General features: G+C 65.1%; 19 protein-coding genes. 11 read left to right on the plus strand and 8 right to left on the minus strand.

Annotation, left to right across the window (positions count from 1 at the left end; all coding sequences use genetic code 11):
* Positions 1–115: 115 nt before the first annotated feature.
* A complete protein-coding gene (locus tag HMPREF2944_RS03500; RefSeq protein ID WP_070680530.1) occupies positions 116–838 on the minus strand; it encodes a Maf family protein in 723 nt (240 codons plus the stop codon).
* A 290-nt stretch (positions 839–1128) separates the two neighbouring features.
* Positions 1129–1281, minus strand: coding sequence for a hypothetical protein (locus tag HMPREF2944_RS09240; RefSeq protein ID WP_161800385.1), 153 nt, complete (start codon positions 1279–1281; stop codon positions 1129–1131).
* Between the two features lie 273 nt (positions 1282–1554).
* On the opposite strand from HMPREF2944_RS09240, the gene HMPREF2944_RS03505 reads away from it, so the two are divergent.
* Both HMPREF2944_RS03505 and HMPREF2944_RS03510 read left to right on the plus strand, forming a co-directional pair.
* Complete coding sequence (locus tag HMPREF2944_RS03505; protein ID WP_141755730.1) at positions 1555–2523, plus strand: hypothetical protein; 969 nt, start codon at positions 1555–1557, stop codon at positions 2521–2523.
* Positions 2524–2577: 54 nt separating this feature from the next.
* Positions 2578–3873 carry a glutathionylspermidine synthase family protein gene (locus tag HMPREF2944_RS03510; protein ID WP_070648903.1) on the plus strand — a complete coding sequence of 432 codons (1296 nt, stop codon included), beginning with the start codon at positions 2578–2580 and terminating at the stop codon, positions 3871–3873.
* A 145-nt stretch (positions 3874–4018) separates the two neighbouring features.
* Here HMPREF2944_RS03510 and HMPREF2944_RS03515 read toward each other — a convergent pair whose 3' ends face one another.
* The 6 genes from HMPREF2944_RS03515 to HMPREF2944_RS03540 all read right to left on the minus strand — a co-directional run bounded on the left by HMPREF2944_RS03515 (position 4019) and on the right by HMPREF2944_RS03540 (position 12867).
* Positions 4019–5770 carry a DUF885 domain-containing protein gene (locus HMPREF2944_RS03515; protein ID WP_070680534.1) on the minus strand — a complete coding sequence of 584 codons (1752 nt, stop codon included), beginning with the start codon at positions 5768–5770 and terminating at the stop codon, positions 4019–4021.
* A 212-nt stretch (positions 5771–5982) separates the two neighbouring features.
* The gene (locus HMPREF2944_RS03520; protein WP_070680536.1) at positions 5983–8373 is read right to left on the minus strand and encodes a restriction endonuclease; all 2391 of its coding nucleotides are present in this window, start codon (positions 8371–8373) and stop codon (positions 5983–5985) included.
* Positions 8374–8835: 462 nt separating this feature from the next.
* On the minus strand, positions 8836–9960 hold the full coding sequence (locus tag HMPREF2944_RS03525) for a restriction endonuclease (RefSeq protein ID WP_083313061.1): 1125 nt from the start codon (positions 9958–9960) through the stop codon (positions 8836–8838).
* A 228-nt stretch (positions 9961–10188) separates the two neighbouring features.
* Entirely contained in the window at positions 10189–10602 is a 414-nt protein-coding gene (locus tag HMPREF2944_RS03530; RefSeq protein ID WP_070680543.1) for an acyl-CoA carboxylase subunit epsilon, read from the minus strand.
* Between the two features lie 130 nt (positions 10603–10732).
* The gene (locus HMPREF2944_RS03535; RefSeq protein ID WP_070680547.1) at positions 10733–12334 is read right to left on the minus strand and encodes an acyl-CoA carboxylase subunit beta; all 1602 of its coding nucleotides are present in this window, start codon (positions 12332–12334) and stop codon (positions 10733–10735) included.
* A gap of 251 nt (positions 12335–12585) precedes the next feature.
* The gene (locus HMPREF2944_RS03540; RefSeq protein WP_049332886.1) at positions 12586–12867 is read right to left on the minus strand and encodes a YciI family protein; all 282 of its coding nucleotides are present in this window, start codon (positions 12865–12867) and stop codon (positions 12586–12588) included.
* A gap of 280 nt (positions 12868–13147) precedes the next feature.
* Between HMPREF2944_RS03540 and HMPREF2944_RS03545 the strand changes: the two genes are divergently transcribed.
* The 9 genes from HMPREF2944_RS03545 to gatB all read left to right on the plus strand — a co-directional run bounded on the left by HMPREF2944_RS03545 (position 13148) and on the right by gatB (position 24526).
* Positions 13148–14104 (plus strand): biotin--[acetyl-CoA-carboxylase] ligase, encoded by a 957-nt coding sequence (locus HMPREF2944_RS03545; RefSeq protein ID WP_070680550.1) that lies wholly within the window; start codon positions 13148–13150, stop codon positions 14102–14104.
* Between the two features lie 63 nt (positions 14105–14167).
* Positions 14168–14656 carry a PH domain-containing protein gene (locus HMPREF2944_RS03550; RefSeq protein ID WP_070680554.1) on the plus strand — a complete coding sequence of 163 codons (489 nt, stop codon included), beginning with the start codon at positions 14168–14170 and terminating at the stop codon, positions 14654–14656.
* 306 nt (positions 14657–14962) lie between these two features.
* Positions 14963–16141 carry an adenylate/guanylate cyclase domain-containing protein gene (locus HMPREF2944_RS03555; protein ID WP_070680557.1) on the plus strand — a complete coding sequence of 393 codons (1179 nt, stop codon included), beginning with the start codon at positions 14963–14965 and terminating at the stop codon, positions 16139–16141.
* Complete coding sequence (locus HMPREF2944_RS03560; protein WP_070483069.1) at positions 16138–17031, plus strand: PP2C family protein-serine/threonine phosphatase; 894 nt, start codon at positions 16138–16140, stop codon at positions 17029–17031. Before HMPREF2944_RS03555 ends, HMPREF2944_RS03560 begins: the two co-directional genes overlap by 4 nt.
* A 154-nt stretch (positions 17032–17185) precedes the next feature.
* Entirely contained in the window at positions 17186–19438 is a 2253-nt protein-coding gene (gene ligA / locus HMPREF2944_RS03565; RefSeq protein WP_070680561.1) for an NAD-dependent DNA ligase LigA, read from the plus strand.
* Between the two features lie 725 nt (positions 19439–20163).
* Positions 20164–20862 (plus strand): transglycosylase family protein, encoded by a 699-nt coding sequence (locus HMPREF2944_RS03570; RefSeq protein WP_070680564.1) that lies wholly within the window; start codon positions 20164–20166, stop codon positions 20860–20862.
* 242 nt (positions 20863–21104) lie between these two features.
* Positions 21105–21401 carry an Asp-tRNA(Asn)/Glu-tRNA(Gln) amidotransferase subunit GatC gene (gatC, locus tag HMPREF2944_RS03575; protein ID WP_070680567.1) on the plus strand — a complete coding sequence of 99 codons (297 nt, stop codon included), beginning with the start codon at positions 21105–21107 and terminating at the stop codon, positions 21399–21401.
* 15 nt (positions 21402–21416) lie between these two features.
* Positions 21417–23021: an Asp-tRNA(Asn)/Glu-tRNA(Gln) amidotransferase subunit GatA gene (gene gatA / locus HMPREF2944_RS03580; RefSeq protein ID WP_070483073.1), complete on the plus strand. Its 1605-nt coding sequence runs from the start codon at positions 21417–21419 to the stop codon at positions 23019–23021.
* Positions 23021–24526 (plus strand): Asp-tRNA(Asn)/Glu-tRNA(Gln) amidotransferase subunit GatB, encoded by a 1506-nt coding sequence (gatB, locus tag HMPREF2944_RS03585; RefSeq protein WP_070680570.1) that lies wholly within the window; start codon positions 23021–23023, stop codon positions 24524–24526. Before gatA ends, gatB begins: the two co-directional genes overlap by 1 nt.
* Positions 24527–25047: the final 521 nt, after the last annotated feature.

The following is a 25047-nucleotide window of genomic DNA, read 5'->3' on the forward strand; positions in this document are numbered from 1 at the left end:
ATCGTACTGTTCCATGATATCGATTAGTGTTCAAATACGTGTGTTGGGGGTGCGGGGCGCGGTCCGGCGTGCGCGCCCGCGTGGGTGTTTTCGTCCTCGGGACTGGTCCGGTGGATCAGTCCTCGGGCGGTAGCCACAGGTCCGTGACAGCCACGCCGCGGCGGCGCAGCAGCTCGCGCAGGGCGTGGATGGACAGGCCAACCACCGTGTGGAACTCGCCCTCGATACCGCGGATAAACGCCGAACCGTAGCCGTCCAGGGTGAAGGAGCCCGCCACCCACAGCGGCTCGCCCGTGGCGATGTACGCTTCGACCTCGGCGGGGCTCAGCTCATCGAAGTGCACGACGGCGCTGCGCAGCTCGGCAACGGCGGGCGCCTCCGCATGCTTCTCGGGGTCACACTCCCGCAGATCCACGAGCGCGTGACCCGTGTGGAGCGTGCCGTGGTGCCCGCTCATGGCGGTGATGCGCTCGCGGGCGTTCTCTGCGGTGTGCGGCTTGCCGTAGGCCCGCCCCTCGAACTCGAAGACGGAATCGCAGCCCAGCACCAGGGCATCGCGCACGCCCTCGGCGGCCAGCTCCTCGGCAACCGCTCGGGCCTTGAGGCTCGCCAGGAGGGAAGCGGTCTCGGCCGGGCTGAGCCCCTCGCGCCCTTCGGCTCGTGCCCGCTCATTGGCGGCGGCGAGCGCGGCGTCCTCGTCAACCGAGGAGACGCGCACCGTAAAGGCGATGCGGGAATCCTCCAGGAGCTTGCGGCGCGCGGGGGATGCGGAGGCAAGCACCAATCCTACCGGCGCGGCCTCGGCGGAAGGGACGGGGGAGGGGTCTACTGCAGTCATGCTCTCTATTTTAAGGCCGGGGGCGGGAAGTTTACCCTCACGTGCACCTTGAAGCTTGCCGCGCTCGCGATGGGCGTACAGGCAGCACACGAACAGGTCGAGTACAGGCCGCAGTCTAGGCCTGCGATTCGTGCGGCCCCCGGCGGGTACGCAAACGGCGTATCTCACTCCCCGCAACTGCGGGGAGTGAGATACGCCGTAAACATGGTGACGGCCGCTTAGCGTGCCGGCGGCCTCAAATCCGTCCGCGCGGAGCTACGGGAACACCCGACTTGGCCGACCTAACGGGTCTAGCGAGTCTCGGCCACCTGCAGGCGCTTCGGCTCGTCGGCCACCTGCTCCTCGTACAGCGCCTCCGGCACGAAACCACCCGGGGCGCGCGGCGGCGAGAGAGCAGGCCACGCGAAACGAGGCTGCGAAGCCTTCGGAACGCTGAAAAGCAAACAACAGGCAAACTCGAATGGAACGCGGGTATAACGAGACCGGCACAACGCGTGAAACCTCGTGAGACGGCTCCCCGAACTAAGGTGACTCCCAGACTCCCTTGCTATGCTGGATGTGCGTCCGGGATAGGCCCCGGACCAGCGCCGTTTTCGCTCTTCCGGCCCGTGCAACGGCCCGGTGGTCCCCCTCCGAGGCCGTCCTCGGCAGGTACTCACCGGCCGGCCGCGCATCCGGCGAGAACGCCCCCGCACGACACCTTCAAGGAGAGATGCATGAGTTCTGCACCCCAACGCCCGGGCGGAACCCACCGGGTTGATCAGCCCAAGACCTCGCGAGGCCCCCTTAACTCCATTGCCGATTTCGCGAGCCGCGCCGCCCGCTCCACCTCGCAGAACGCCGTGAATCTGGGCGCCACCCGCCCCGGCGTGACCAAGATGATCGCGGTGGCCGGCGCCGGTGTGCTGCTCATCGGTGGCGGCATCTTCGCCTACAACAGCATGCATCAGGAAGAGAACGCCTTCCTCGCCACCGGCGATGAGTACGCCCGCGTCTGCCAGGACGCCACGACCGGTCAGCGCGTGGACGACTCCGAATGTGAGAAGGCAGGTGCGCAAGAAACGACCGCCAGCCCCTCGGAGTCGGCCAGCTCGGATTCCTCGCACTCCTCGAGCTCTTCGGGTTCCTCGGGTTCTTCCGGTTCTTCGGGTTCTTCGGGCACCTCGAACTCCTCCACCACGACCCACCACAGCGGCTCCAACGCCTTCCTGTGGTACTACCTGGGCCGTCAGAGCGCCGCCAACTCGAACGGAGCGTCGAGTAACTACATTCCGCGCGTGGGCGAGAAGCTCTCGGGCGGCTCCACGACCCGTCCCTCGAACGGCACGGTGTACAGCGGCGTGCCCTCGAGCGGCGGTGGATTCGAGGACTCCTACCGCAGCGCCAAGAAGTCCTCGACGATTTCGTCGGGTAAGGAAACCTCGACCAAGAACACCGGCAAGACCTCCTCGGTGCGCGATAACACGACCGGCACCGTCTCGAACTCCCGCCGCAACGGCAGTAGCGGTAGCAATTCTGGCTCCTCCGGCTCCTCCAACTCCTCTAAGTCGGGCACCAGCTCCAGCAACAAGTCGGGTAGCAAGTCGGGTTCGTCCAGCTCGAACAAGTCGGGTAGCAAATCCAGCGGCAGCAAGGGCGGCTTCGGCGGCGGCTCCAAGTCCGGCGGCGGCCGCTCCGGCGGCTAAGCCCTCCCGCATCCGCACCCGTACATCACCCCCGCTACCGGCAAGGAAACCACTATGCGCCGTGAAGAATTCCCCCTGGGCCGCCCCGAGTGGGAGAAGGTCATCGTCGAAGAAGGCCTCACCTACAGCGTGGACGGCCCCGACGACCCCGACCACTACTGGAACGAGTACGCAGCCTACATCTTCAGCCCGGAAGAGATGAATTCCGTCCGCGCCCAGGCCGAAGAAATGCACCGCATGTGCCTGAGCGCCGTGGACTACCTGGCCTCCGGGGCCTTTGGTACCCTGGGCCTGCCGCACGGCGCGTTCAACCTGGCCGTCGAGTCCTGGAACCGCCGCGACCCCGACTTCTACGGACGCTTCGACTTCATCTACTCCGGCGTGCCCGGCGAACCCCTCAAGCTGCTGGAGTACAACGCCGACACCCCCACCGGTATTGTGGAGGCGGCCGTCTGCCAGAAGACCTGGGCCAAGGATCAGCGCCTCGACATGCAGGGCTACGCGCACTGGGGCGAAATCGGCGAGGCCTTCGTGGACCGCTGGCGACAGATTTTTGCGCCCGAGCTCACGAGCGGCCAGCGCCCCGTCCTGCACCTGGCCCACGTGCCCGAGGACATCGATGAGAACCGGGAGGACTACAACAACCTGTGGCTCATCGCCTACGCCGCCCAGCAGGCCGGCATCGAAACCATCCTCGTGCCCATCGACGAGATTATCTTTGACGAGCCGACCAAGAGCTGGAAGGACGCCGAGGGCCGACCCATCAGCAACCTCTTCAAGCTCTACCCCTGGGAGGACCTGGCCACCGACAGCGACTCGGGCTACGACCAGCTGCTCTTCGCCTACCACGGCGCGGTGCAGCGCTGGATTGAGCCCGCCTGGAAGATGTTCCTGTCCAATAAGCTACTGCTGGCCGCTCTCTGGGATAAGTACCCGGGCCACCCGAACCTGGTACCCACCTACGCCGGGCATCGCGGCGACCTGCGCAACTGGGTTCGCAAGCCCATCTTCGGGCGCGAGGGCGACGGCGTGGAGATTTACGCCCCCGACTACAACGTCTTCGTCAAGCCGGAGGAGGACGACTTCTTCTCCACCGCCCCCGAGAGCGAGTTCGTCTACCAGGAGTACATCCCGGCACCCCGCTACGAGGGCATCATCCAGCCGGTGAGCCACCCCGTTCTGGGTGTATGGGTCGTCGGCGGACGCTGCGTGGGCGTGGGCATCCGTGAGTCCAACGGCGCGCTGACCGACTACTGGTGCCGCTTCGCGCCGCACCTGGTTGACCTGAACACCCCCGGTTCGCTGGGTTCCGCCTCGCAGGATCCCGGCACGGCAAACTTCGGCTACTAGGCACGCACGCCGGGCTCGGCCGAGGCTGAACCACCGAGCCCCCTAACGCCGAAGGCCCCCACCTCACTAGCTGAGGCGGGGGCCTTCGGCGTTAAGCCAGCCGTTGCGGCGGGGCCGTGACGAAAAACCGGTGCGGAGCTACGGCCTAGTCGTCGTCATCGTCGTCTTCGGCCTCGAGCGGAAGCATCATCTCGTCGGTGAGCGCACGACGCAGGGTGTCCAGACCCACCGAGCCGAGCATCAGGGCTCGAGTGTGGAACTGGCGCATATCCTCGCCGCGGGCCAGGGCCTGCTCGCGTAGCTGCAGCCACAGGCGCTCACCAATCTTGTAGCTGGGGGCCTGGCCCGGCCAGCCCAGGTAGCGCAGGAACTCGAAACGCACCTGACCCTCGGAATCGTCCAGGTTCTGCTTCAGGAATTCGTAGCCCAGCTCGGAGGTCCAGATCGTGCCGGGCTCAACGCCGAGGCGCTCGGTCCACTCATCGGGCACCGGCAGCTCGCAGTGAACGCCGATATCGAAGACCACGCGGGCCGCGCGCATCCGCTGGGCGTTCAGCATGCCCATGCGGTCGCCCGGATCCTTCAGGTAGCCCAGCTCCTCCATGAGGCGCTCGGCGTACAGGGCCCAGCCCTCGCCGTGACCCGAAACCCACAGCATATTGGTACGCCAGGAGTTCATGGTGCCGGCCAGTGCCGTGGCGATGGAAATCTGCAGATGGTGTCCCGGAACGCCCTCGTGGTATACGGTGGAGGTTTCGCGCCAGGTCGTGAACCGGTCCTCGCCCTCGGGAACCGACCACCACATGCGGCCGGGACGCGAGAAGTCGGGGGAGGGGCCGGTGTAGTAGATGCCGCCCTCGTGGGTGGGCGCGATGCAGCACTCGATGCGGCGCATGGGGCCGCCAATCGCGAAGTGCTCGGCGGAGAGGTCCTCCACCGCCGCGTCGGCGAGCTTCTGCATCCACGCCTTCAGCTCATCGGTGCCGTTCAGCTGTCGGTTCGGGTCTTCGTCGAGCAGCTGCTTGGCGCGCTCGATGCTGGCGCCGGGTTCAATCTCTTCGGCCACTTCGCGCTGACGGGCGATGATGCTCTCCAGCTCCTTCACGCCCCAGACGTAGGTTTCGTCCAGGTCGACGGTGGTGCCCAGGAAGGAGCGCGAGTGCAGACTGTACGCCTCGCGGCCCACCGCATCGCGGGCGGGTGCGGCGGGCTGCAGAACCGTCACGAGGTAGTCATTGAGGTGGCGGTAACCGTCCTTGGCGCGCTCGGCACCCTCTGCGGCGGCCTCGGCCAGCTCGGGCTCGGCGGCGGCAACCTCGGCGGCCAGCTCGTCAAAGAAACCGCCGGGCGCGTAGTACGCGGCGGTCTGCTCGATGACGATGTCCACCTGGCGGCGCGGGGAAATCTTGCCGTCCGCACGGGCCGCCTCGAGGCTCAGCACGAGCCCGTCCAGCGCCTCGGGCACGCGGTGCATGCGGCCGATAATGTGCTCCCAGTCCTCGCGGGAGTTGCGCTTCATGAGGTCGAAGACGGAGCGCACCTCCTGCGGCACAGAGGTGATGTTGTTGAGCTGCCAATAGCCGAATCCCGCCTTGCGCTGGGCGCGGTACAGGCTCAAGCGCTCCTGAAGGGCGTCCAGGGTGACCAGGTCGACGTCGTCGATGGGCAGAACGCTGTCAATCTTCTTGAGGGTTTTCTTGGCCAGGCGGTGTAGCGCCTTCTCACCGGCGGGGGAGTAATCGGGGTAGAGGGTTTCGACGCCCTTGCGGCCCAGCTCTGTAGCCAGCACGGGGTTAAGGTCGAGGACCTTTTCGAAGTAATCGTTGGCCAGCTGATCGACGTCGCTCAACTGGCGCTTCACGCGGTAAATGCTCGGAAGTTCCTGGTAGGTGCTCATGTTCATATCCTAACCCAGCAGTGTGCCTTCTGCCACGATATGCCCCTCTTGTGGCGGTATTATTACACACCGCGACGGGGCGGACCGGGTGGGGGCCCGGGAGAGCACGGGGCCCGCGCGCACGGATGATTCTCGTGTGCACGGGCCCCTCGATAGTGGCTCTTTCGTCCGGATGCGGACCTCCCGGCTCCGCCTGGCCACCCTGCGGGCCGTTAGCTCGTGAAGTACTCGCCCTTCAGCTCGAGCAGACCGCCGGCTCCTTCGGCCACGCCCAGGCGGTGCGCGATGAGGCGATCCTGCAGTTCATTACCCGAAACCAGATCCACCAGAATCTGCGGGTACTTGGTCGAGCAGCGGATGAACTCGTCGTAGGCCTCATCGCTGAACGCGGTGTTCGTGATGAAGGTGCCGAGCTGACCGCCTCGGGCGTGTACGGCCAGGAAGAATTGGGTGACTTCCCGCGGGGAAACCGTTCCGGAATCCAGACGTAGGGCCCGAATGTAGAACGCGCGTTCTGCATCGCCGCTGGCGGGGGTCGCCACGCCGTCCACGCCCTGAGCATCCAGCGGCTCAACGCTGTAGCCGCGCATGAGGAACAGATCGAACCCGATGCGGCGGAACCGCTCGTCGCTCACGCCCGCCAGCGCCGGGACCAGGGCCTCGCGGCGGAAGACCGCGCGGTAGCGCTTGAGAGCCTCACGCACCTGGGATGCGGCGACCTCAAGGGCTGCGGAGGGCTCGACGCTCACGGTTGCGGCGGGTGCCTCGGAAACGGCGGGGGCCGTTGCTTGTGCGGGGGCCGGAACCGAGACGGGTACCGCGGGGGCTTCCGAGGCCGAGGGGGTAGCGGACGCGGCGGCACCCGGGCGGGCCAGCATCGCGGGGGATGCGCCCGGCACCGGCTCGGCACGATGCGACTGCTCACGAGCGGCCAGGCGGGCCTGACGCTCGGCGGCGCGCGCCTCCTTGGCTGCCTGCACCGCCTGCTCGCGGGCGGCAAGCTCCTCGGCAATATCCTGCGGCAGCTTGTGCTTGAGCGATTGCGGCGGCAGGGGCGCCATGCGGGCGGTCACCGCCTCCGGGGCGCCCTCGGGGAAGCGCTCCAGCAGCTCGCGACCCGACTCGCTCAGCTCGTAGCGTTCCGGGTTCTTGCGGGAGGTGCGGCCCGTACCCTCGCGCAGGGCGTTCAAGAGCCGCTCACCCTTGAGCACGTGCATAGCCACCGAGAAGCGGTTGCGCAGGCGCGGGGTCAGCTTGTAGCGGTGCGGCGCGATTTCCCCCTGCAGGTAGGGGATGTTGAGGGAAGCCTTCAGCTCGTCGTACACGTCGTAGTACGAGATGCGCGGGCTCTCGCTCACAATCTTCAGGATCGGGTAGAGCAGCTGGTGCGGGTAGGGCAGCGCGTCCACCGCGGCGGGGTCGAGCAGGGTTGCGGTCACCAGGCGTTCAACCTTCGGCTCCTGAGCCTGCGCGAGCGCGGGGGCAAAATCCGGTCCCAGCGAGTACACGGTGTCGCGCTCGGAGAGGTAACGGTGCGCGGTCAGCACGTCGTAGAGGTAGTCCTGCGCCTCAATCCGCTGGAAGTAGGGGTTTTCCGCGGCGGCCTTGAGGCGTTCGTCCCGCTCAAAGACCTGCTCCAGGCTGGGCAGGCTCAGCTCGACGTCCGCGCCGCCATCGTTGAGCACGCCGAAGAGCAGGGCACCCATGTGCACCAGCAGCTTCTCGGTCGCGAGAATATCCTCTGCGGTTACGGCGGCGGCATCGTCCTCGGGGACCTCCTTCAGCACCGAGGACAGCTCGGCGGCGGGTACCGCCTGCTCGGGGTAGCGTGCCACGAGTTCCTTCGCCTCGGGCGAGAGCGAGTACAGGGTCACCGGCGAATCGGTGTGCTCGTGGATGGTCTTCGTGCGCAGGTATCCGGCGCGGGTCAGCAGGCTCAGCGCCCGGGCGATGGCGGGCTCGACGATGCGCTGCTCCAGGTAGGACAGGCCGTACCAGCCCTGCACGAAACCGCACTCGCGCAGCACCAGTTCGCGAATCTTAACGGGGGCGGCCGCGGGGTAGGAGGGGGTGACGCTCAGCACGATCGGCAGCAGCTCGCGGACCGTCAGGTGTGAGAGTAGCTCGGGGTAGAAGCGCTGCAGGTAGTACAGGTAGACGCCGGTCTGCAGGGGCAGAATCTTCGCGAGGTCGCGGGCCTGGCTCTCCTTGGGGGCGGCGAGTAGCTCGCGCCCGGCCTCGCTGAGCGCGTAGTTCAGATTGCCGGGGTGCAGCTGGCTGAGGGAAACCTCCAGGTAGTCGCTGTTGACGAGGGCGGTAATGAGTTTATTGACGGCCTCGCGGAAGAGCACGGTGTCATCGACGGCGATAAAACGCTGAGTCATGGTGAAGCCCAGATCCACGCCGACCGGGGTGTACGTATCGGGGAAGAAAACCTTCTCGCCCCGCTCGGATGCGCGCTCGAAGTGGTGCAGAAGCGAGAAGACGGCCGCGAGGCTGAGGGCGTGAGCCTGCTCGGGCAGCGCCTCCCAGGAGGTCTGTTCCTGCAGCTGTCGCAGGTCGGAGTGATCGAGGTGAAGCATCGTTTTATTCACAAAAGCCACTGGGGGATTCCTTATCGTGATTTAAATGTATGAATTTATGGTGGTGCGACGCGCCGCGAACGACGCTCGGGCCGAGTAAGAGTGGCCCCCGAGCGAATATTGCGGGGCTTATCTCCCTAACCCGGAGCTGTCCTCTGCCCTGAGAACGCGAGGAATATGCGTCGCATAACATTCTTTATTCTAGCCGTACAAGGCGGCGCTCCCCATTTCGGGGTAGGCCGAGAAATACGCGGAAGAAAATATGCGGAAGATAGGTGCCGGAATTAATGACGAGAAATACCTGGAAATCTACCGAGACATAAACGGGCACCGCGGGGAAATGGGGCCGAAAGAATTTGCCGCAGCGCATATCGTGGCCGGCAAATATCCGGCGAATATACATACGTATATCGCAAGCTCGTGCCGCAGACGTAAATCCCCGTGCGAGCGGCCGCGGTAGCTGCGCCACCAGCACGGGGCAGGTTAGGGTTCTATGCCCTTCTCGAAGTACTCTTCGTCAATTGTGTAGCCACATTCGCCCTCGCCCTCGCGCACGCCCACGCGATGGCGAATCATGAGCTCCACCAGCTTGTGCTGATCGACCAGCGCAATATTGCGCGCACCCGGAAGGCCCTGCAGGTACTCGGGAACCGGCTGAGCGAACGAACCGCAGGTCACGAGCACCCCCTGCAGACCGCCGTGCAGAAGAACCGCCCCGGCCAGCTTCTGAATCTCATTGGGGGTGACCTTCATGGTTCCGCAATAGTGCTTAACCTGAATGTAAATGGGGGCGAAATCGAGACCGTCGGAATAGCGGGCAATAACGTCGACGCCCTTATCATCCACGCCGCCGGTCACCTCGGTGATAAAACCGAGGGCCGTGAAAATATCGGCCACAATATGCTCAAAATATTCCGGGGTAACGGCGTATATATGCTGAATTAAATCCCGCGTAAAATGCTCGGCAAATTCAGCCTGGGCGTGCATAATCGGCGATTCGCTGGCCTTGAGTATCACGTCGAGGGGAGTGCCCTGCGGGGACCCGTCGTCGGAGCCCGCCTCGCCGGGGGTGACATCCGTGGCGAGCTGCTCCTGCGCGCTTTCAGCCTCTGCCGGGAGGAACGCATCCAGCCCCGAATCCTCGGGGGAATGAGAGAAGAGCGAGCGCCGCGTCTGCGCCTCCTGAAGGAGGGCGTTGGCCTGTTTCTTAAGCTTTTTGGCGCTCTTGGCGGTCAGGTTTTGCGCGCACAGTGACTGAACCTGCTTGACCACGCGCGGCGGTACGGTGCCGTGCAGATGCGGGGTGCAGGTGAGCTCCGCGCCCAGGGGAGTGAGGAGGTACTTGCGCTTCTCCCACGGGGTAAGCCGGGGCATGAGCTGGGCGTAACGCAACGCCACCAAGATCTTGAGGGTGGTACGCACCGCAGCCGCAAAATCGGTGGATTCGAGGTCCGGAAGATCCTTCCGCGAGCCGAGGGCCTTTGTCTGCTGTCGTAGCTGTTCACAAATATAGGCGGCCGCGCGAGGCGAGGTTTTCGACAGGCGCCGGAGCGTCGGCAGGAGAAGTGCGATGTAGACATCCGGAGGGGGCTTGTGATTTTTAGTCATATTTTTAGACATGTTCCCTGTCGTATATCAACACTATTATGATTGTGTGTATATCGTATCACTAAAGCGCATCATTATGCCCTATCCGGGTTAATTATGACGGAACCGCTCGGTTATATGTATTTTGCGGTGAATACGGTGCTATTTCGACAAAAGAAGCCCAAAAATAAATGGTTCCCGCCGTGTCTTTCGACAATCGGCGGGAACCAATCTAAATCGGCAGAGAGCCTACATGGGGCGCGCGCGCCTCCACGAACCGGGGCCCGGACGCAACGAGGCGCCCAGACGCTGACGACGGTTCAAGATGCGAGAAGCCGCACCCACCAGCGTGTTCTGCTCCTGGTGCGCGGCGTTCGCCTGCATCGCGGCCACCACGGCGGTCAGAGCTGCGAGCTCCTCCTCGGTCGGGTTGCCCTTCGTAACCTTCAGGAACGGCTCGTGCTCCTCGGCCTCCTCGTGATGCGCCTCAACCCGACCGCGGGGCGAAGGGGCGACCGCCTCGGAGTGCGCCCGGGACGCGCTACGCGAGGAAGCGTGCGCGCCCTCGCGGCCTCGACCCGACGGGGCGGGGGTCGCCGAGGTGCTCGTCGCATCCTTCTTTTTACCGAACGAGAAATAACTCAGCGGATTGTAGCCTGCCATCGGCACGCCTCCTTAGAACCTAAGAACCCGCACGGTTCGACCCTCCGGGTTTCGGAGGGAGCGAACCGTGCGGTACGGGGCGCGGGCGGCACCCCAATACATGGGAGTAGAAACGCTATCGTCGCGAGGTTTACAGCGGGATGTTGCCGTGCTTCTTCGCGGGGGTGGCCGCACGCTTATCGTGCAGGGCGCGCAGCGAGGAGATGATGCGCACGCGAGTCTCGCTCGGGGCGATCACCTCGTCGATGTAACCGAGCTCAGCCGCCTGGTAAGGGTTCAGCAGCTCCTCCTCGTACCTGGCGATCAGCTCGGCGCGGCGTGCCTCAACGTCACCGCCCTCGGCGGCCAGCGCGGCCAGCTCGCGGCGGTACAGGATGTTAACGGCGCCCTGCGCACCCATCACACCAATCTGGGCGGTGGGCCAGGCCAGGTTGATGTCGGCACCCAGCTTCTTTGAACCCATCACGATGTACGCGCCACCGTAGGCCTTGCGGGTAATGACGGTGACCAGCGGAACGGTCGCCTCCGCGTAGGCGTAGAGCAGCTTCGCGCCGCGGCGAATAATGCCGTTGAACTCCTGATCGGTGCCGGGCAGGAAGCCGGGCACATCCACGAAGGTCAGAATCGGAATGTTGAAGGCATCGCAATTGCGCACGAAGCGGGCGGCCTTCTCGGAAGCCGAAATGTCCAGGCAGCCGGCGAACTGCATCGGCTGGTTAGCGACGATACCGACCGTGCGGCCCTCAACGCGGGCGTAACCAATCATCACGTTCGGGGCGTACAGCGCCTGCATCTCGAGGAAGTGGCCGTCGTCCACGACCGACTCGATAACCTCGCGCATATCGTAGGGCTGGTTGGCCGAATCCGGAATCAGGGTATCCAGATCCAGGTCGTCCACGGTCACCTCGGGATCCTGATCGTGCTCAAGCGGCAGGGACTCCGTGAGGTTATTCGAGGGCAGGAACTCCAGCAGCTCGCGCACGAAGTCGAAGGCGTCGTCCTCATCCTCGGCCAGGTAGGTGCTGGTGCCGGTCACGGAATTGTGCTGACGCGCGCCACCCAGGGTCTCCATGTCCACGTCCTCGCCGGTCACGGTCTTGATGACGTCCGGGCCGGTGATGAACATGTGGGAGGTCTTATCCACCATGACGATGTAGTCGGTCAGGGCGGGGGAGTACGCCGCACCGCCGGCGCAGGGGCCCATAATGACCGAAATCTGCGGGATCACGCCGGAGGCGCGCACGTTCATACGGAAGATATCGGCGAACATCGCCAGCGATGCCACACCCTCCTGGATGCGGGCGCCGCCACCGTCGTTAATGCCGATGACGGGGCAGCCGTTCTTCAGCGCAAACTTCTGCACCTTCACGATCTTCTCGCCGTTGACCTGCGAGAGGGAACCGCCGTACACGGTGAAATCCTGAGAGTACACGGCGACCAGGCGGCCATCCACCGTGCCGTAGCCGGAGACCAGGCCGTCGCCGAGAGGCTTCTTCGACTCCATGCCGAAGGCCGTGGTGCGGTGGCGCGCCAGGGCGTCGAACTCAACGAAAGAGCCCTCGTCCAGGAGCATTTCGATGCGCTCGCGGGCGGTGTTCTTACCACGGGCATGCTGCTTTTCGATGGCTGCCTCACCGCTGGGCACGTAGCTACGCTCGCGGCGCGCGTAAAAATCGGCGAGCTTACCGGCGGTGGTGCTCAGATCGTATTCCTGCTGGAGGTTCTCGGACATTATTCCTCGTTCCTGCTCCTACCCGACGCGACGGGAGCCAGTGGTTGCGGTGATGGATGTTTGCCCTCCCCGACGACGGGACGGGCATAACAGTGCATATCCTTAAACTATAGTGCGAACTGGGGCACACATGCCAGACGAAGGGCGCACATCCCATCGTTAGATACACTCGCGTGCACGCAGAAATCCCCTCCGCGCGGGCCCTTATGAGCCGCGGGAGGGGAAGCGTCCGTATCGACGACGGAAAACGACTAGATGGTGCCCAGCACGGGGTTCCAGGCGGTCACGGTGTGCGAAACCACGGCGCCGCCGACGTTCATGGGGTCGTTAGCCACAATCTTCTCGGCGTCCTCAGCGGAGTCAACCTTCGCAATCAGCAGGGCGCCGGTCGCGACCTCGCCGTCGAGCAGGGGGCCGGAAACAATCAGGTTGCCGGCCTCAATCTGAGAGGCCAGGTACTCGCGGTGAGCCGGACGGTACTTGGCCTGCTCCTCGGGTGCGGCGTAAACGTAGGTAATTGCGTAGTGAGCCATGGGGACTTCCTTCGGGCTAAAACTCGGGGTGAGCGGGGCGGACCCCGCATCTGCTTCGGTGCATTACACACCCGCACTGTCTAATGTACCGTCTCGTCGCCGCCGGGAACAGCGGGCACGCAAAGAAAGCGAGGGAAGGGGCGCGGTGGACGGCCGCTTGATGATATCGTGAGAACCCGCACCGTTTGGGCAGAACCGAACGGGCCGCAACGTGCCGACGGGTGCCGCGCGAAGCACGAAAACCAGAACAAACCAAAAACCAGAACAAACCGGGGGAGACATGACCGAAAGCAACGAGAGCGAACGGACTCCGGCCACCGTGCTGGATACCACCGTGCTGGATGCACCCCGCGCCCGCACCGCCGCCCTGGATGCCGGCTACGCCAGCGTGCACCTCTTCGACAGCGTGGACTCCACCACCACCCGGGCCCGCGAACTGCTCATGAACGGAACCGACGCCGACCGCGAAAGCCTCGGCGAACTCTCCGTCTTCTCAACCCTCTACCAAAGCGACGGCCGAGGCCGGCTGGCACGCCCCTGGACCGCGCCGCCCGGCGCGTGCCTGGCCACGAGCATCGTGGTGCGCCCGCACGCCTCGACCGAACCCGGTACCCGCGAACTGCCCGAAGACAGCTACCACTGGCTCACCCTCGTGGCCGGGCTGAGCGTCGTGGACATCTGGCGGCACTACGGCGCCGAGGCCCACCTCAAATGGCCCAACGACGTTATCGCCAACGGGGCGAAGGGCTGTGGCGTACTCGCCCAGCTTGTACCCGAAAGCGGAGCCAACGAGGGGCTGCGCAGCATTATCGTGGGCATCGGCCAGAACACCAATATGACCGCAGGGCAGCTCCCGGTCCCCACCGCCACGAGCCTGCTTTTGTGCACGGGACGCACCGTCGACTCGACCGAGGTGCTCGAGCGCCTGCTGGTCGCCTTCGCCCGACGCTACCGCGCCTTCCTGCGCGCCGGGGGAGACCCCGAGGCCGCCGACCCCCTCACCGGCGCGCCCAGCCTGCTGGATGCGGCCCGCGCCGTGTGCTCCACCCTCGGCGCCGAGGTGGCCATGAGCCTGCCCGACGGCAGCGTCGTGCGCGGCGTGGCCGAGGACATGGACGCGCAGGGACGCATCCTGATTCGTCGCGAGGACGGCACGCTCGCCCCCTACGCGGTGGGCGATATTGAGCACCTGCGCCCGGCCAACGGTAGCTACGGGGACTTCCTACCGGCACACTAGAGGTACGAGAAGACCCCGGCGACCGACTCGCCAACACCAGACCACCACCAATCGAGGAGTGCCATGCGCCTGCGCGGACAACTCAACCCCGGCGAATACGTCATCGTCGCGACCCGCCAGCACCCGGGGGCGCTGCTGCCCAGCCTCACCTGCCTGCTGCTCGGCATCGCGGCGGCAGCCTTCGCATCCACGGCCCGTTCCTCCGCGATCCTCTGGTGGGTCGGCACAATTGCGGCGGTCGCTTTCTTCATCGGCGCACTGCGCATCGGGTGGCGCTGGCTGACCACCGGGTACCTCATCACCACGCACCGCCTGGTGGTGCGGCGGGGGCTCGTGACCCGCACGGGCGACGAGTCTCTCTACCTGGATTCGCTCGGGCAGCGCTGGGTGCGTGAGAGCGCTCCGGGGTCCTGGCTGGGGTACGGTTCGGTCTACGTGGTGTGCCGCGGAGTGCACCACCGTCTGCGCTACGTTCCCGCCCCCGAACGCTTCGACGCGGAGCTGGAGTCGGCCTACCGCGAGCACTACCCCCTGCGCGCCGGCTACATCTAAACCTCATCGTTTCGCCGCGCCAAAGCAGACTTGCGGGACAGACCCTCGGCTGAACCCCGCCAGAAAAACGTGGACTGGAGTATCCTTAACTGTGAAATACTCCACTACCGCGCCCTCTCATGGGGGTAGAGGTGAGCCCGGAACCACACGCCGGGCGGGGTGCAGGGCACGATTCGCCGCGGCGGAAGGTGCCCCAACCGGTGGGAAGCGCTCGCACGGCAGGCATTATTGCTCCGGCGGATTGCGCAAGCCCGGGCAGAACAACGAACTATTCATCCGGCAGAGAAGAAAGGACCGGTAACGGTTATGAGCACGGCGAACCACTACCGACCCGAACCCTCTCCGCGGGAATCGGGCGGCACCGCTCCGGCGGGTTCCTCCGGCGGGAGCATGGGCCCCGAAACCCAGATGCTCAACCTCAAGATTCTGCAGAACCTCGCCCAAAACAATATCTACCGGGACGAACGCTCCAAGGAGGGCGTGCGCGCCCTCGAAAAGTCCCTGCTCGGCGACGGCAGCCGCTACACCCCCTCGCAGGCCGCGGAGCTTGCCGGGATTCCGCTGGAGGCGGCCCGCCGCATCTGGCGCAACATGGGGTTCCCCGATATCGCCCCGAACGTTCCCTACTTCACCGATACCGATGTGCGCATGCTCGCCGACCTGCGAGCACTGGACGACGAAGGCACGATTCGTATGGAGTACGTGGTGTCCCTGGTGCGCGCCGAGGGCCAGCTGACTGATCGCACGGTCGCCTGGCAGATTGAGGCCCTGGTGCACAACATCATGGTCACCGAGAACGTGGACGACAGTGAGGCCCGCCGCAAGCTGCTTCTGGATTTCCCCCGTTACCTCGAGGCGCTCGAGCACCTGGCTGTCTACGCCTACCGCCGCCAGATGTACGCCGGAATCCTGCGCCTGGGCCTGCGCGAGAACAACGCCACTAGCTCGGGCATCGCCCACCTGCCGCTCGTGCGCGGCGTGGGCTTCGTGGACCTGGTCTCGTACACCTCCCTGGTGCGTAACCTGGACGCGGCGGCCCTCTCGCAGCTCATTAACCACTTCGAGCAGAGCTGCCTGGACGTTATCGCGCCTCTGGGCGGACGCATCATTAAGACTCTTGGCGACGAGGTGTTCTTCCTCACCGAAACCCCGGATGCGATAGCCGAGATTAGCCTGCAGCTCTCCGAAAAGATTGGCGCAGACCCGCAGTTGCCGGATGTGCGCGTCGCCTTCATCTGGGGCGAGGTGCTGGCCAACCGCGGCGACGTGTACGGCTCCAGCGTGAACCTGGCCTCGCGCCTGGTTTCCCTGGCCGAACCGGGAACCGTGCTCACCGATAATGAGACGGCAAACACACTCCGACAGGTGGGAAATCATTACACCCTCACATCCCAGGGAACGCGAAACGTCCGAAGCTTTGGTAACGTAGACCCCGTGGCGGTGACCCGTCGCGCACACTACACTATGGAGATCAACCTCTCATGACTGAACTGAAACTACGTACCGGCGGCGCCACTCACCGCGGCGCACATCGAGAAAACAACGAAGATTCGATGGTCGTCGCCGGTTCCCTCTGCGTGGTCGCGGACGGCATGGGCGGCCACGAAGCCGGCGAGGTCGCCTCACGCCTGTGCGTGCGTCAGCTCGCCTACTCGCCTTTCTTCACGATGCCCGGCGGCCGCAGCGAAAGCGAGCAGGCGGCCTACACCGAACGCATCGCCGCCATTGACGAGAGCGACCCGGTCAAGCGTCGCCGCCGCATCAACGCCGAGCTGAACAAGGAAATCGTGCAGGCACTCGACCGTCTGCACGACATCCTCGGCGAAACCAACGAGGAGATCAAGGAAGCTCTCTCGCGTTCCGGCGGCACCACCGTGACCGGTGCATGGCTGACCCGCATCGGCCGGCAGAACCTGTGGGTCGTCTTCAACATCGGCGATTCCCGTACCTACCGCCTGATGCGCGAGGACGACGGTATCCACCACTCCAGCATGGAGAAGCTGCCCGGCTCCGAGGGCGCCGCATCGCTGGAGCAGATTACGACGGACCACTCCGAGGTGCAGTACCTGGTCGACGAGGGCCAGATTACGCCCATGGAGGCGCTAACCCACCCGCGCCGCAACGTGATTACCCGCGCGCTGGGCACCGGCAACTACTGGGAACCGGACTTCTGGGTTCTGCCCGCACGCCCCGGCGACCGCCTGATGCTCTGCTCCGACGGCCTCTCCGGCGAGCTGTCGCACGAGTACATGGCCCGCGTGCTCACCTCGATTCGTCACCCGCAGGACGCCGCGGACGTGTTGCAGCACGAGGCGCTGCGCTCGGGCGGCCGCGATAACATCACCGTCATCGTGGCGGATGCCGTCGAGGCCTAAACCCATAGTTCTGATGCACCCCCGCCTTCAGCGGGTACTCGCTCGAGTGCCGGCAGGATGCGGGGGTGAACTCTACCCGCGGGAAACCGGCCGAGCAGGACCCGCCGTGACGGCGGCGGGGGAGGAGCGCGCCCCAACACGTTAAACTGGACGGGTGACTGAGAACAACGCCCCCACCACCGCACCCGCTGAGACTCGAGCAGAGAGCCCCGCAGAAAACTCCGAGAAGATTACGGATGCCCTGCGCGCCGAATACGCGGAGCTGACAGATAAGATTCGCGCCGCCCGCCGCGCCTACTACAACGAGGACGCACCGTTCCTCTCCGACGCCGAGTACGATGCTCTCTACCGCCGCCTCGAAATCATCGAGGCCGAGCACCCGCTCATCATCGCCAACGACTCGCCCACCCAGGAGGTCGGCGGCGAAGCCATCGAGGCCTTCGCACCCGTCACCCACCTGGAACGCATGTACTCCCTCGAGGACGTCTTCTCCTTCGAAGAGCTGCGCGCCTGGCTGACCAAGACCGAGGAGAGCGTCCGCAACCTTACCGGCGCCGCCCCGCGCTGGCTCACCGAGCTGAAGATCGACGGCCTGGCCGTGAACCTGCTTTACCGCAACGGCACCCTCGTGCGCGCGGCAACCCGCGGTGACGGCACCACCGGCGAGGACGTCACCCACAACGTGCGCACCATCGCCAGCATCCCGCAGCAGCTGAGCGGCGAGGGCCACCCCGAAGAAATTGAGATTCGCGGCGAGGTGTTCATCTCCTCCGCCGACTTCGAGAAGCTCAACGAGTCCATGATTGCCGCCGGCAAGAACCCCTTCGCGAACCCGCGTAACGCAGCGGCAGGTTCGCTGCGCCAGAAGGACCCCGCGGTGACCGCCTCCCGACCGCTGAGCATGTACGTGCACGGCATCGGCTCGCGTACCGGCCTGGAGATTGACACCCAGTTTGAGACCTACGACCTGCTCGCCTCCTGGGGCCTGCCCGTGAGCCCCTACAGTGAGCTGACCGATTCGGTCGAGGGCATCTTCGACTTCATCAACCGCTACGGCGAGCAACGCCACTCCCTCGTGCACGAGATTGACGGCATCGTCATCAAGGTCAACGATTTCGCAACCCAGGCGCAACTGGGCTACACCTCTCGCGTGCCGCGCTGGGCCGTGGCGTACAAGTACCCGCCCGAAGAGGTGAACACCAAGCTGCTGGACATCCGCGTGGACGTGGGACGCACCGGCCGCGTGACCCCCTACGGCGTCATGGAGCCCGTGTTTGTCTCGGGCTCGACCGTGGAGCGGGCCACCCTGCACAACCAGGACGTGGTCAAAGCTAAGGGCGTGCTCATCGGCGACACCGTGGTGCTGCGCAAGGCAGGCGATGTGATTCCCGAAATCGTCGCCCCCGTGGTCGCCCTGCGCGACGGCACCGAACGCGAGTTCGTCATGCCCAGCGAGTGCCCCTCCTGCGGTTCGCCGCTGGCCCCCGGCAAGGAGGGGGACGTGGACCTGCGCTGCACGAACCCCCGCTCCTGCCCGGCGCAGCTGACCGAGCGTGTGTACTACGCGGCAAGCCGCGGTGCCTTCGACATTGAGGCGCTGGGCTTCGAGGCCGCCAAGGCGCTCACCAGCCCCGCAACCCCGGACACCCCTCCGCTGACCACCGAGGCGCATCTCTTCGACCTGACCCCCGAGGACCTACGCGAGGTCACCATCGAGCGTGAGAAGAAGGTCAAGGGCGTGGGCACCGGAAAGATGGAGCGTGTGCCCTATTTCTACACCAAACCGACCAAGGCGCGCCCCGAGCCGAAGCCCACGAAGAATACGCTGAACCTCTTCGCCGAGCTGGAGAAAGCAAAGCAACAGCCGCTGTGGCGCGTGCTGGTTGCCCTCTCGATTCGCCACGTGGGCCCGACCGCTGCCCGCGCGCTCGCCGCGGAGTTCGGTTCGATGCAGGCTATCCGCGAGGCGGATCGCGAGCGTCTAGCCTCGGTGGACGGCGTGGGCCCCACCATTGCGGACTCGATTATCGAGTGGTTCGCTGAGGATTGGCACGCCGAAATCGTGGACTCCTGGGCCGCCGCCGGCGTGCGCATGGAGGACAGCCGCGACGAATCGGTGGAGCGCACCCTGGAGGGTCTGACCGTGGTCGTGACCGGCACCCTGAACGGCTACACCCGCGACGGGGCAAAGGAAGCGATTATTTCTCGCGGCGGCAAGGCCTCCGGCTCGGTCTCGAAGAAGACCCACTTTGTGGTGGCCGGCGCGAACGCCGGCTCGAAGCTGGATAAGGCCGAGGCCCTGGGCCTGCGGGTGCTGGATGAGGAGGGCTTCACCGCCCTGCTCGAGGGCGGCCCGGAGGCGCTTGAGACCGGCTCCGAAAGCACCTCCGGAGAGTCGGAGGCGTAAGCCGTCGAGGTATTCCCCTGTCTCCGCGGGCCGCGGTACTGTGGGTCGCGGGGTATTTGAGGTATGTATATACGCCGCTCGGGCCCCGAAGAGTGTTCTTCGGGGCCCGAATACCAAAATTTGGCACTTTTAATTACCACAGTTTCTGGGGGTTGGAGAGCTTAAAACACTCCGAGAGCGTAGAAATATTTAAAATTTTTTTACACGCTGTTCGAATCCCCTATTGGGGCGGTGCGGGCACCCGTTAAAGGAGGCGGAGGGCGGGGGAGCGCATCCGGCTAAACCCCCTAGAAAACCCCGGAATACCGGGGAAAACGGGTCGAAAACCCCGGGATTCAATCGGGGGATTAACGTTTCCTGCACTCTTTACCTTAAAGAACCCTGGGAGAAGTCGGGACGTTCGCTGTGAACCTAAAACGGGGTTGGAAACCGCCACAACCTCGGCTATCTTGGAGACCAGAAAGATTCTCGTCAGGGAATCGCTTATGTGGTTTCAAGCTTGGAATGCTTGAAACGATGCCCGGTTCTACCGCACGTCCCCACCGAGGAAGTGCCATCGGATTCCGCGCACTAGCGCAGAATCGCTCACGGTGACATGAAATCGATGGAGAGCCGCTCACATGGTAGAGCCAGAAAATGAGTAACCTACTTCGTTATCAAAGGGTGAGCGGCGCCGCGCCAGAGTTCCGGGGACGGAACGAGCGGGGACGGCCCCAAGGAGCATTATGAAGAACACTTCCATTCGTCGTACCGCAGCAGCTCTCGCCATCGGTGGCGTTGCAGCAGCTACCATGTCGATGCCCGCTGCAAACGCAGTAGACGGTGCTACCTGGGACGCACTGGCACAGTGCGAGTCCGGTGGTAACTGGTCCATCAACACCGGTAACGGCTTCTACGGCGGTCTGCAGTTCACCCAGCAGTCCTGGAACGGCGTCGGCATGTCCGGCTCCCCCGCGAACGCTACCCGTGCACAGCAGATCGAGGCAGGCGAGCGTCTGCTCGCTATCCAGGGCTGGGGCGCATGGCCCGCATGCTCCGCTAAGCTTGGCCTCTACGGCAAGACCGGCGCAGCTCCCACCTACACCGAGCCCACCACCACCGTGGCTGCACAGTCGCAGACCCAGCAGACCTACACCGCTCCCGCGGCACAGGCTGCACCCGCAGCTCCTGCAGCTCAGGCTGCACCCGCAGCAGTTGAGGCTCCCGCAGCAGCACCGGCAGTTGAGGCTCCCGCAGCCGCACCCGTTGCAGCTCCCAAGGCTGCAGCAGGCACCTACACCGTGGTTCCCGGTGACTCCCTCTCGCTGATCGCTTCGAAGCTCGGCGTTGCAGGTGGCTACCAGGCAATCGCCGCTGCGAACACCGACATCATCTACAACGTTGACCTGATCTTCCCCGGCCAGGTCCTGAACATCCCCGCATAAGGTTCACCCCTGAAGCGGTCGTTCTGACGCTGTACCACAACGCCCCGCCCTTCACCGAAGGAGCGGGGCGTTGTGCGTTAACCTCCGGTAGCGGAGCCGAACGTACCCGGTGAAGGTCGCCGCCGCACGCCCCCTCGGGCGGTACCCCGACCGATAGGTAGGCAGAACGCCTCCCGAAGAGACGAGAAACCCAACCTCCACTACACTAGAGAAGAAACAAAAAACAAAACTACGGGAGAACCATGTCTGCCATCACCTTTGAACAGGTCAAGCACCTGGCATCGCTGGCACTCATTGAGATGACCGATGAAGAACTCGCCGCGATGGCGTCTGAACTCGACATCATCGTCGCATCCGTTGAGACCATGTCGCAGAAAGCAACTGCCGACATCCCCGCGACCAGCCACCCGATCCCCCTCGAGAACGTCTTCCGCGAAGACGTACCCGTCCCGACCCTCACCCAGGAAGAGGCGCTCTCCGGCGCCCCCGACGCACAGGACGGCAAGTTCCGCGTGCCGGCAATCCTCGACGAAGACTAAGAGGAGACACACCAAGTGAACGAACTGATTCAGCTCACCGCCGCCGAAGCCGCCGCCAAGCTGGCCGCCGGCGAGATTACCTCCGTCGAACTCACCCAGGCGCACCTGGACCGCATCGCCGCCACCGATGGCGCACCCCTGAGCGATAACCGCGCAGACGGCAAGAGCGGCCTCAACGCCTTCCTGCACGTCAACGCCGAAGAAGCACTCGCCACCGCGGCAGCAGTGGATGCAGACCGCGCAGCGGGCAAGGAACTGCCCCCGCTGGCCGGCGTGCCCATCGCCGTTAAGGACCTCATCGTCACCAAGGGTCAGCCCACCACCGCAGCATCCCGCATGCTTGAAGGCTGGATGAGCCCCTACGACGGCACCGTCACCCGCAAGGTCCGCGAGGCACGCATGCCGATCCTCGGCAAGACCAACCTCGACGAATTCGCCATGGGCTCCTCCAACGAGCACTCCGCATTCGGCGTGGTCCGCAACCCCTGGGCACTCGACCGCGCCCCCGGCGGCTCCGGCGGCGGCTCCGCAGCGGCCGTCACCGCGTTCCAGGCGCCCCTGGCCCTGGGTACCGACACCGGTGGCTCCATCCGCCAGCCCGCAGCGCTGACCGGTAGCGTCGGCGTCAAGCCCACCTACGGCTCCGTCTCCCGTTACGGCGTCATCGCCATGGCGTCCTCCCTCGACCAGGTCGGTCCCGTCGCACGCACCGTGCTCGACACCGCTATGCTGCACGAGGCCATCGCAGGTCACGACCCGCTCGACTCCACCTCTCTGCCCGATACGCCCGGCAACTTCGCCGAAGAGGCCAAGGCAGGCGCAGAAGCAGCCCGCAAGGGTGACCTCTCCGGCCTGCGCGTCGGCGTCATCAAGGAGCTCGGCGGCGGCGACGGCGAAGGCTTCGAGGCCGGCGTGCTCGCGCGCTTCCGCGAATCCGTCGAGGCTCTGCGCGCCGCGGGCGCCGAGATTGTTGAGGTCTCCCTGCCCTCCGTCACCGAGGCCATCAGCGCCTACTACATGATTATGTCCTCCGAGGTGTCCTCCAACCTGGCGCGCTACGACGGCGTGCGCTACGGCCTGCGCGTCGTACCCGAGGACGGCCCCGTCACCATCGAGCGAGTCATGGCCGCCACCCGCGCCGCCGGCTTCGGCCACGAGGTGAAGCGCCGTATCATCCTCGGCACCTACGCGCTGTCCGCAGGTAACTACGACGCCTACTACGGCGCCGCACTGCGCGTGCGCACCCTCATCCAGCGTGACTACGCCGCCGCCTTCGAAAAGTGCGACGTGCTCATCTCCCCGACCGCACCCTCCACCGCGTTCAAGCTCGGCGAGAAGACCGAGGGCGACCCCATGGCCATGTACCTGGGCGACGTCGCCACCGTGCCCGTCAACCTGGCGGGCGTCCCGGCGCTCTCCCTGCCCGGCGGCCTCTCCGAGGAGAACAACCTGCCCGTCGGCATCCAGTTCACCGCACCCGCCCGCGAGGATGCCCGCCTCTACCGCGTCGGTGCAGCCCTGGAAGAACTGCTGACCGCAAAGTGGGGCGCACCGCTCTACAAGAGCCTGCCCGACACCGAAACCCTGATCCGCGACTTTGACTTTGGGGGAACCAAGTAATGAGTGAAGAAGTCCTCAGCTTCGAAGAAGCCATCGAAAAGTACGACCCCGTCCTCGGCTTCGAGGTGCACGTCGAGCTGAACACCAACACCAAGATGTTCGACTCCGCACCCAACGAGTTCGGCGATACGCCCAACACCAACATCACCCCCGTCTCGCTCGGCCTGCCCGGCGCGCTGCCCGTGGTGAACAAGACCGCCGTCGAGTCCGCCATCAAACTCGGCCTGGCGCTGGGCTGCGATATCGCGGATAAGTCCTACTTCGCCCGTAAGAACTACTTCTACCCGGACTCGCCGAAGAACTTCCAGACCTCCCAGGCCGACGGCCCCATCGCCGAAAACGGCTCCCTGGACGTCGAGCTCGACGACGGCACCATCTTCACCGTCGAGATTGAGCGCGCCCACATGGAGGAGGACGCCGGTAAGCTTACCCACGTCGGTGGTGCCGACGGCCGCATCCAGGGTGCAACCTTCTCCCTGGTCGACTACAACCGTGCCGGCGTGCCGCTCATCGAAATCGTGACCCGACCCATCGTCGGCGCCGGCGAGCGAGCACCCGAGCTGGCCCGCGCCTACGTTGCCGCCATCCGCGACATCGTGCGCTCCCTCGGCATCTCCGACGCCCGCATGGAACGCGGTAACGTCCGCTGCGACGCAAACGTCTCCCTCATGCCCAAGGGCGCAGAGAAGTTCGGCACCCGCTCCGAGACCAAGAACGTGAACTCCCTGCGCTCGGTCGAACGCGCCGTCCGCTACGAGATTCGCCGCCACGCCGCAATCCTCGAGCGCGGCGAGAAGGTCACCCAGGAGACCCGCCACTGGCACGAAGACACCCGCGAAACCTCCTCGGGTCGCCCCAAGTCCGACGCCGACGACTACCGCTACTTCCCGGAGCCGGATCTGGTCCCGGTCGTCACCAACAGCGAATGGATTGAGCGTCTGCGCGCCGAACTGCCCGAACCCCCGGCAGAACGCCGCCGCCGCCTCAAGACCGAATGGGGCTACTCCGATGAGGAGTTCCGCGATGTGGTGAACGCAGGCGCACTCGACGTCATCGAAGAGACCGTCGCCGCGGGTGCAACCGCTGCGGCAGCCCGCAAGTGGTGGATGGGTGAAATCGCCCGCCGCGCAAAGCAGGCTGAGGTTGAGCTCACCGCCCTCGGCGTGGAGCCCACAACCGTGGTCGCCCTCGAGGCTCTCATCGGCGAAGGCAAGATTAATGACAAGATCGCCCGCCAGGTGCTCGAGTTCGTCCTCGCCGGTGAAGGCACCCCCGCCGAAATCGTTGAAGCCCGCGGCCTGGCAGTGGTCTCCGACGACGGTGCGCTCACCGCAGCCGTTCAGGAAGCACTGGCAGCAATGCCCGACGTTGCCGACAAGATCCGTGCCGGCAAGATTCAGGCTGCTGGCGCTATCGTCGGTCAGGTCATGAAGGCTACCCGCGGTCAGGCTGACGCCGCCCGCGTGCGTGAGCTGATTCTGGCTGAGTGCGGCGTGGAAGGCTAAGCTTTTTTGCTAACCCGGTTCTAACGAAAGAGGCGTCGTCTCCCGAGGTGGGAGGCGGCGCCTCTTTTGTGCTCTCTTGTCCCATTCCAGGTTCTGTGCGGGATGCACGGTTCCGCTTAGATTCCGCGTGGAAAGCGGTATTCGTCCTCGTTCCTACAGGGAACCCGCCCTCGCTTCGCTTCGGGCACCCTGATGTCACTTCGGACGATACCGCCTTTCCTCGCTGGGGTACTGTGCGGGTGCGGCCGCGTTTTCCGAACATGTGCTTCGGATAACCGCGCGGAGACTCTCTCAGCCTCGCTACTGGAGCGTGCCGATGCACACCTTCCTGCGCTCCTGCAGGGGAACCCACCCTCTCGGGTACTCCGCTTCTCTTTGCTTCGCTGCGGAGAGCACCCGAGAGGGTACCCTGATGTCGCTTCCGGAAGGTGCACCGGCTCGCCCTAGCTGGGGCGTTAAGTTCGGGCACCCTGATGTCACTACAGACGACACCGCCCCCCCCCCCCCCCCCCCCCCCCCCC

Origin of the sequence: Rothia sp. HMSC072E10 (assembly GCF_001813965.1) — a bacterium.
GTDB lineage: Bacteria > Actinomycetota > Actinomycetes > Actinomycetales > Micrococcaceae > Rothia > Rothia mucilaginosa_A.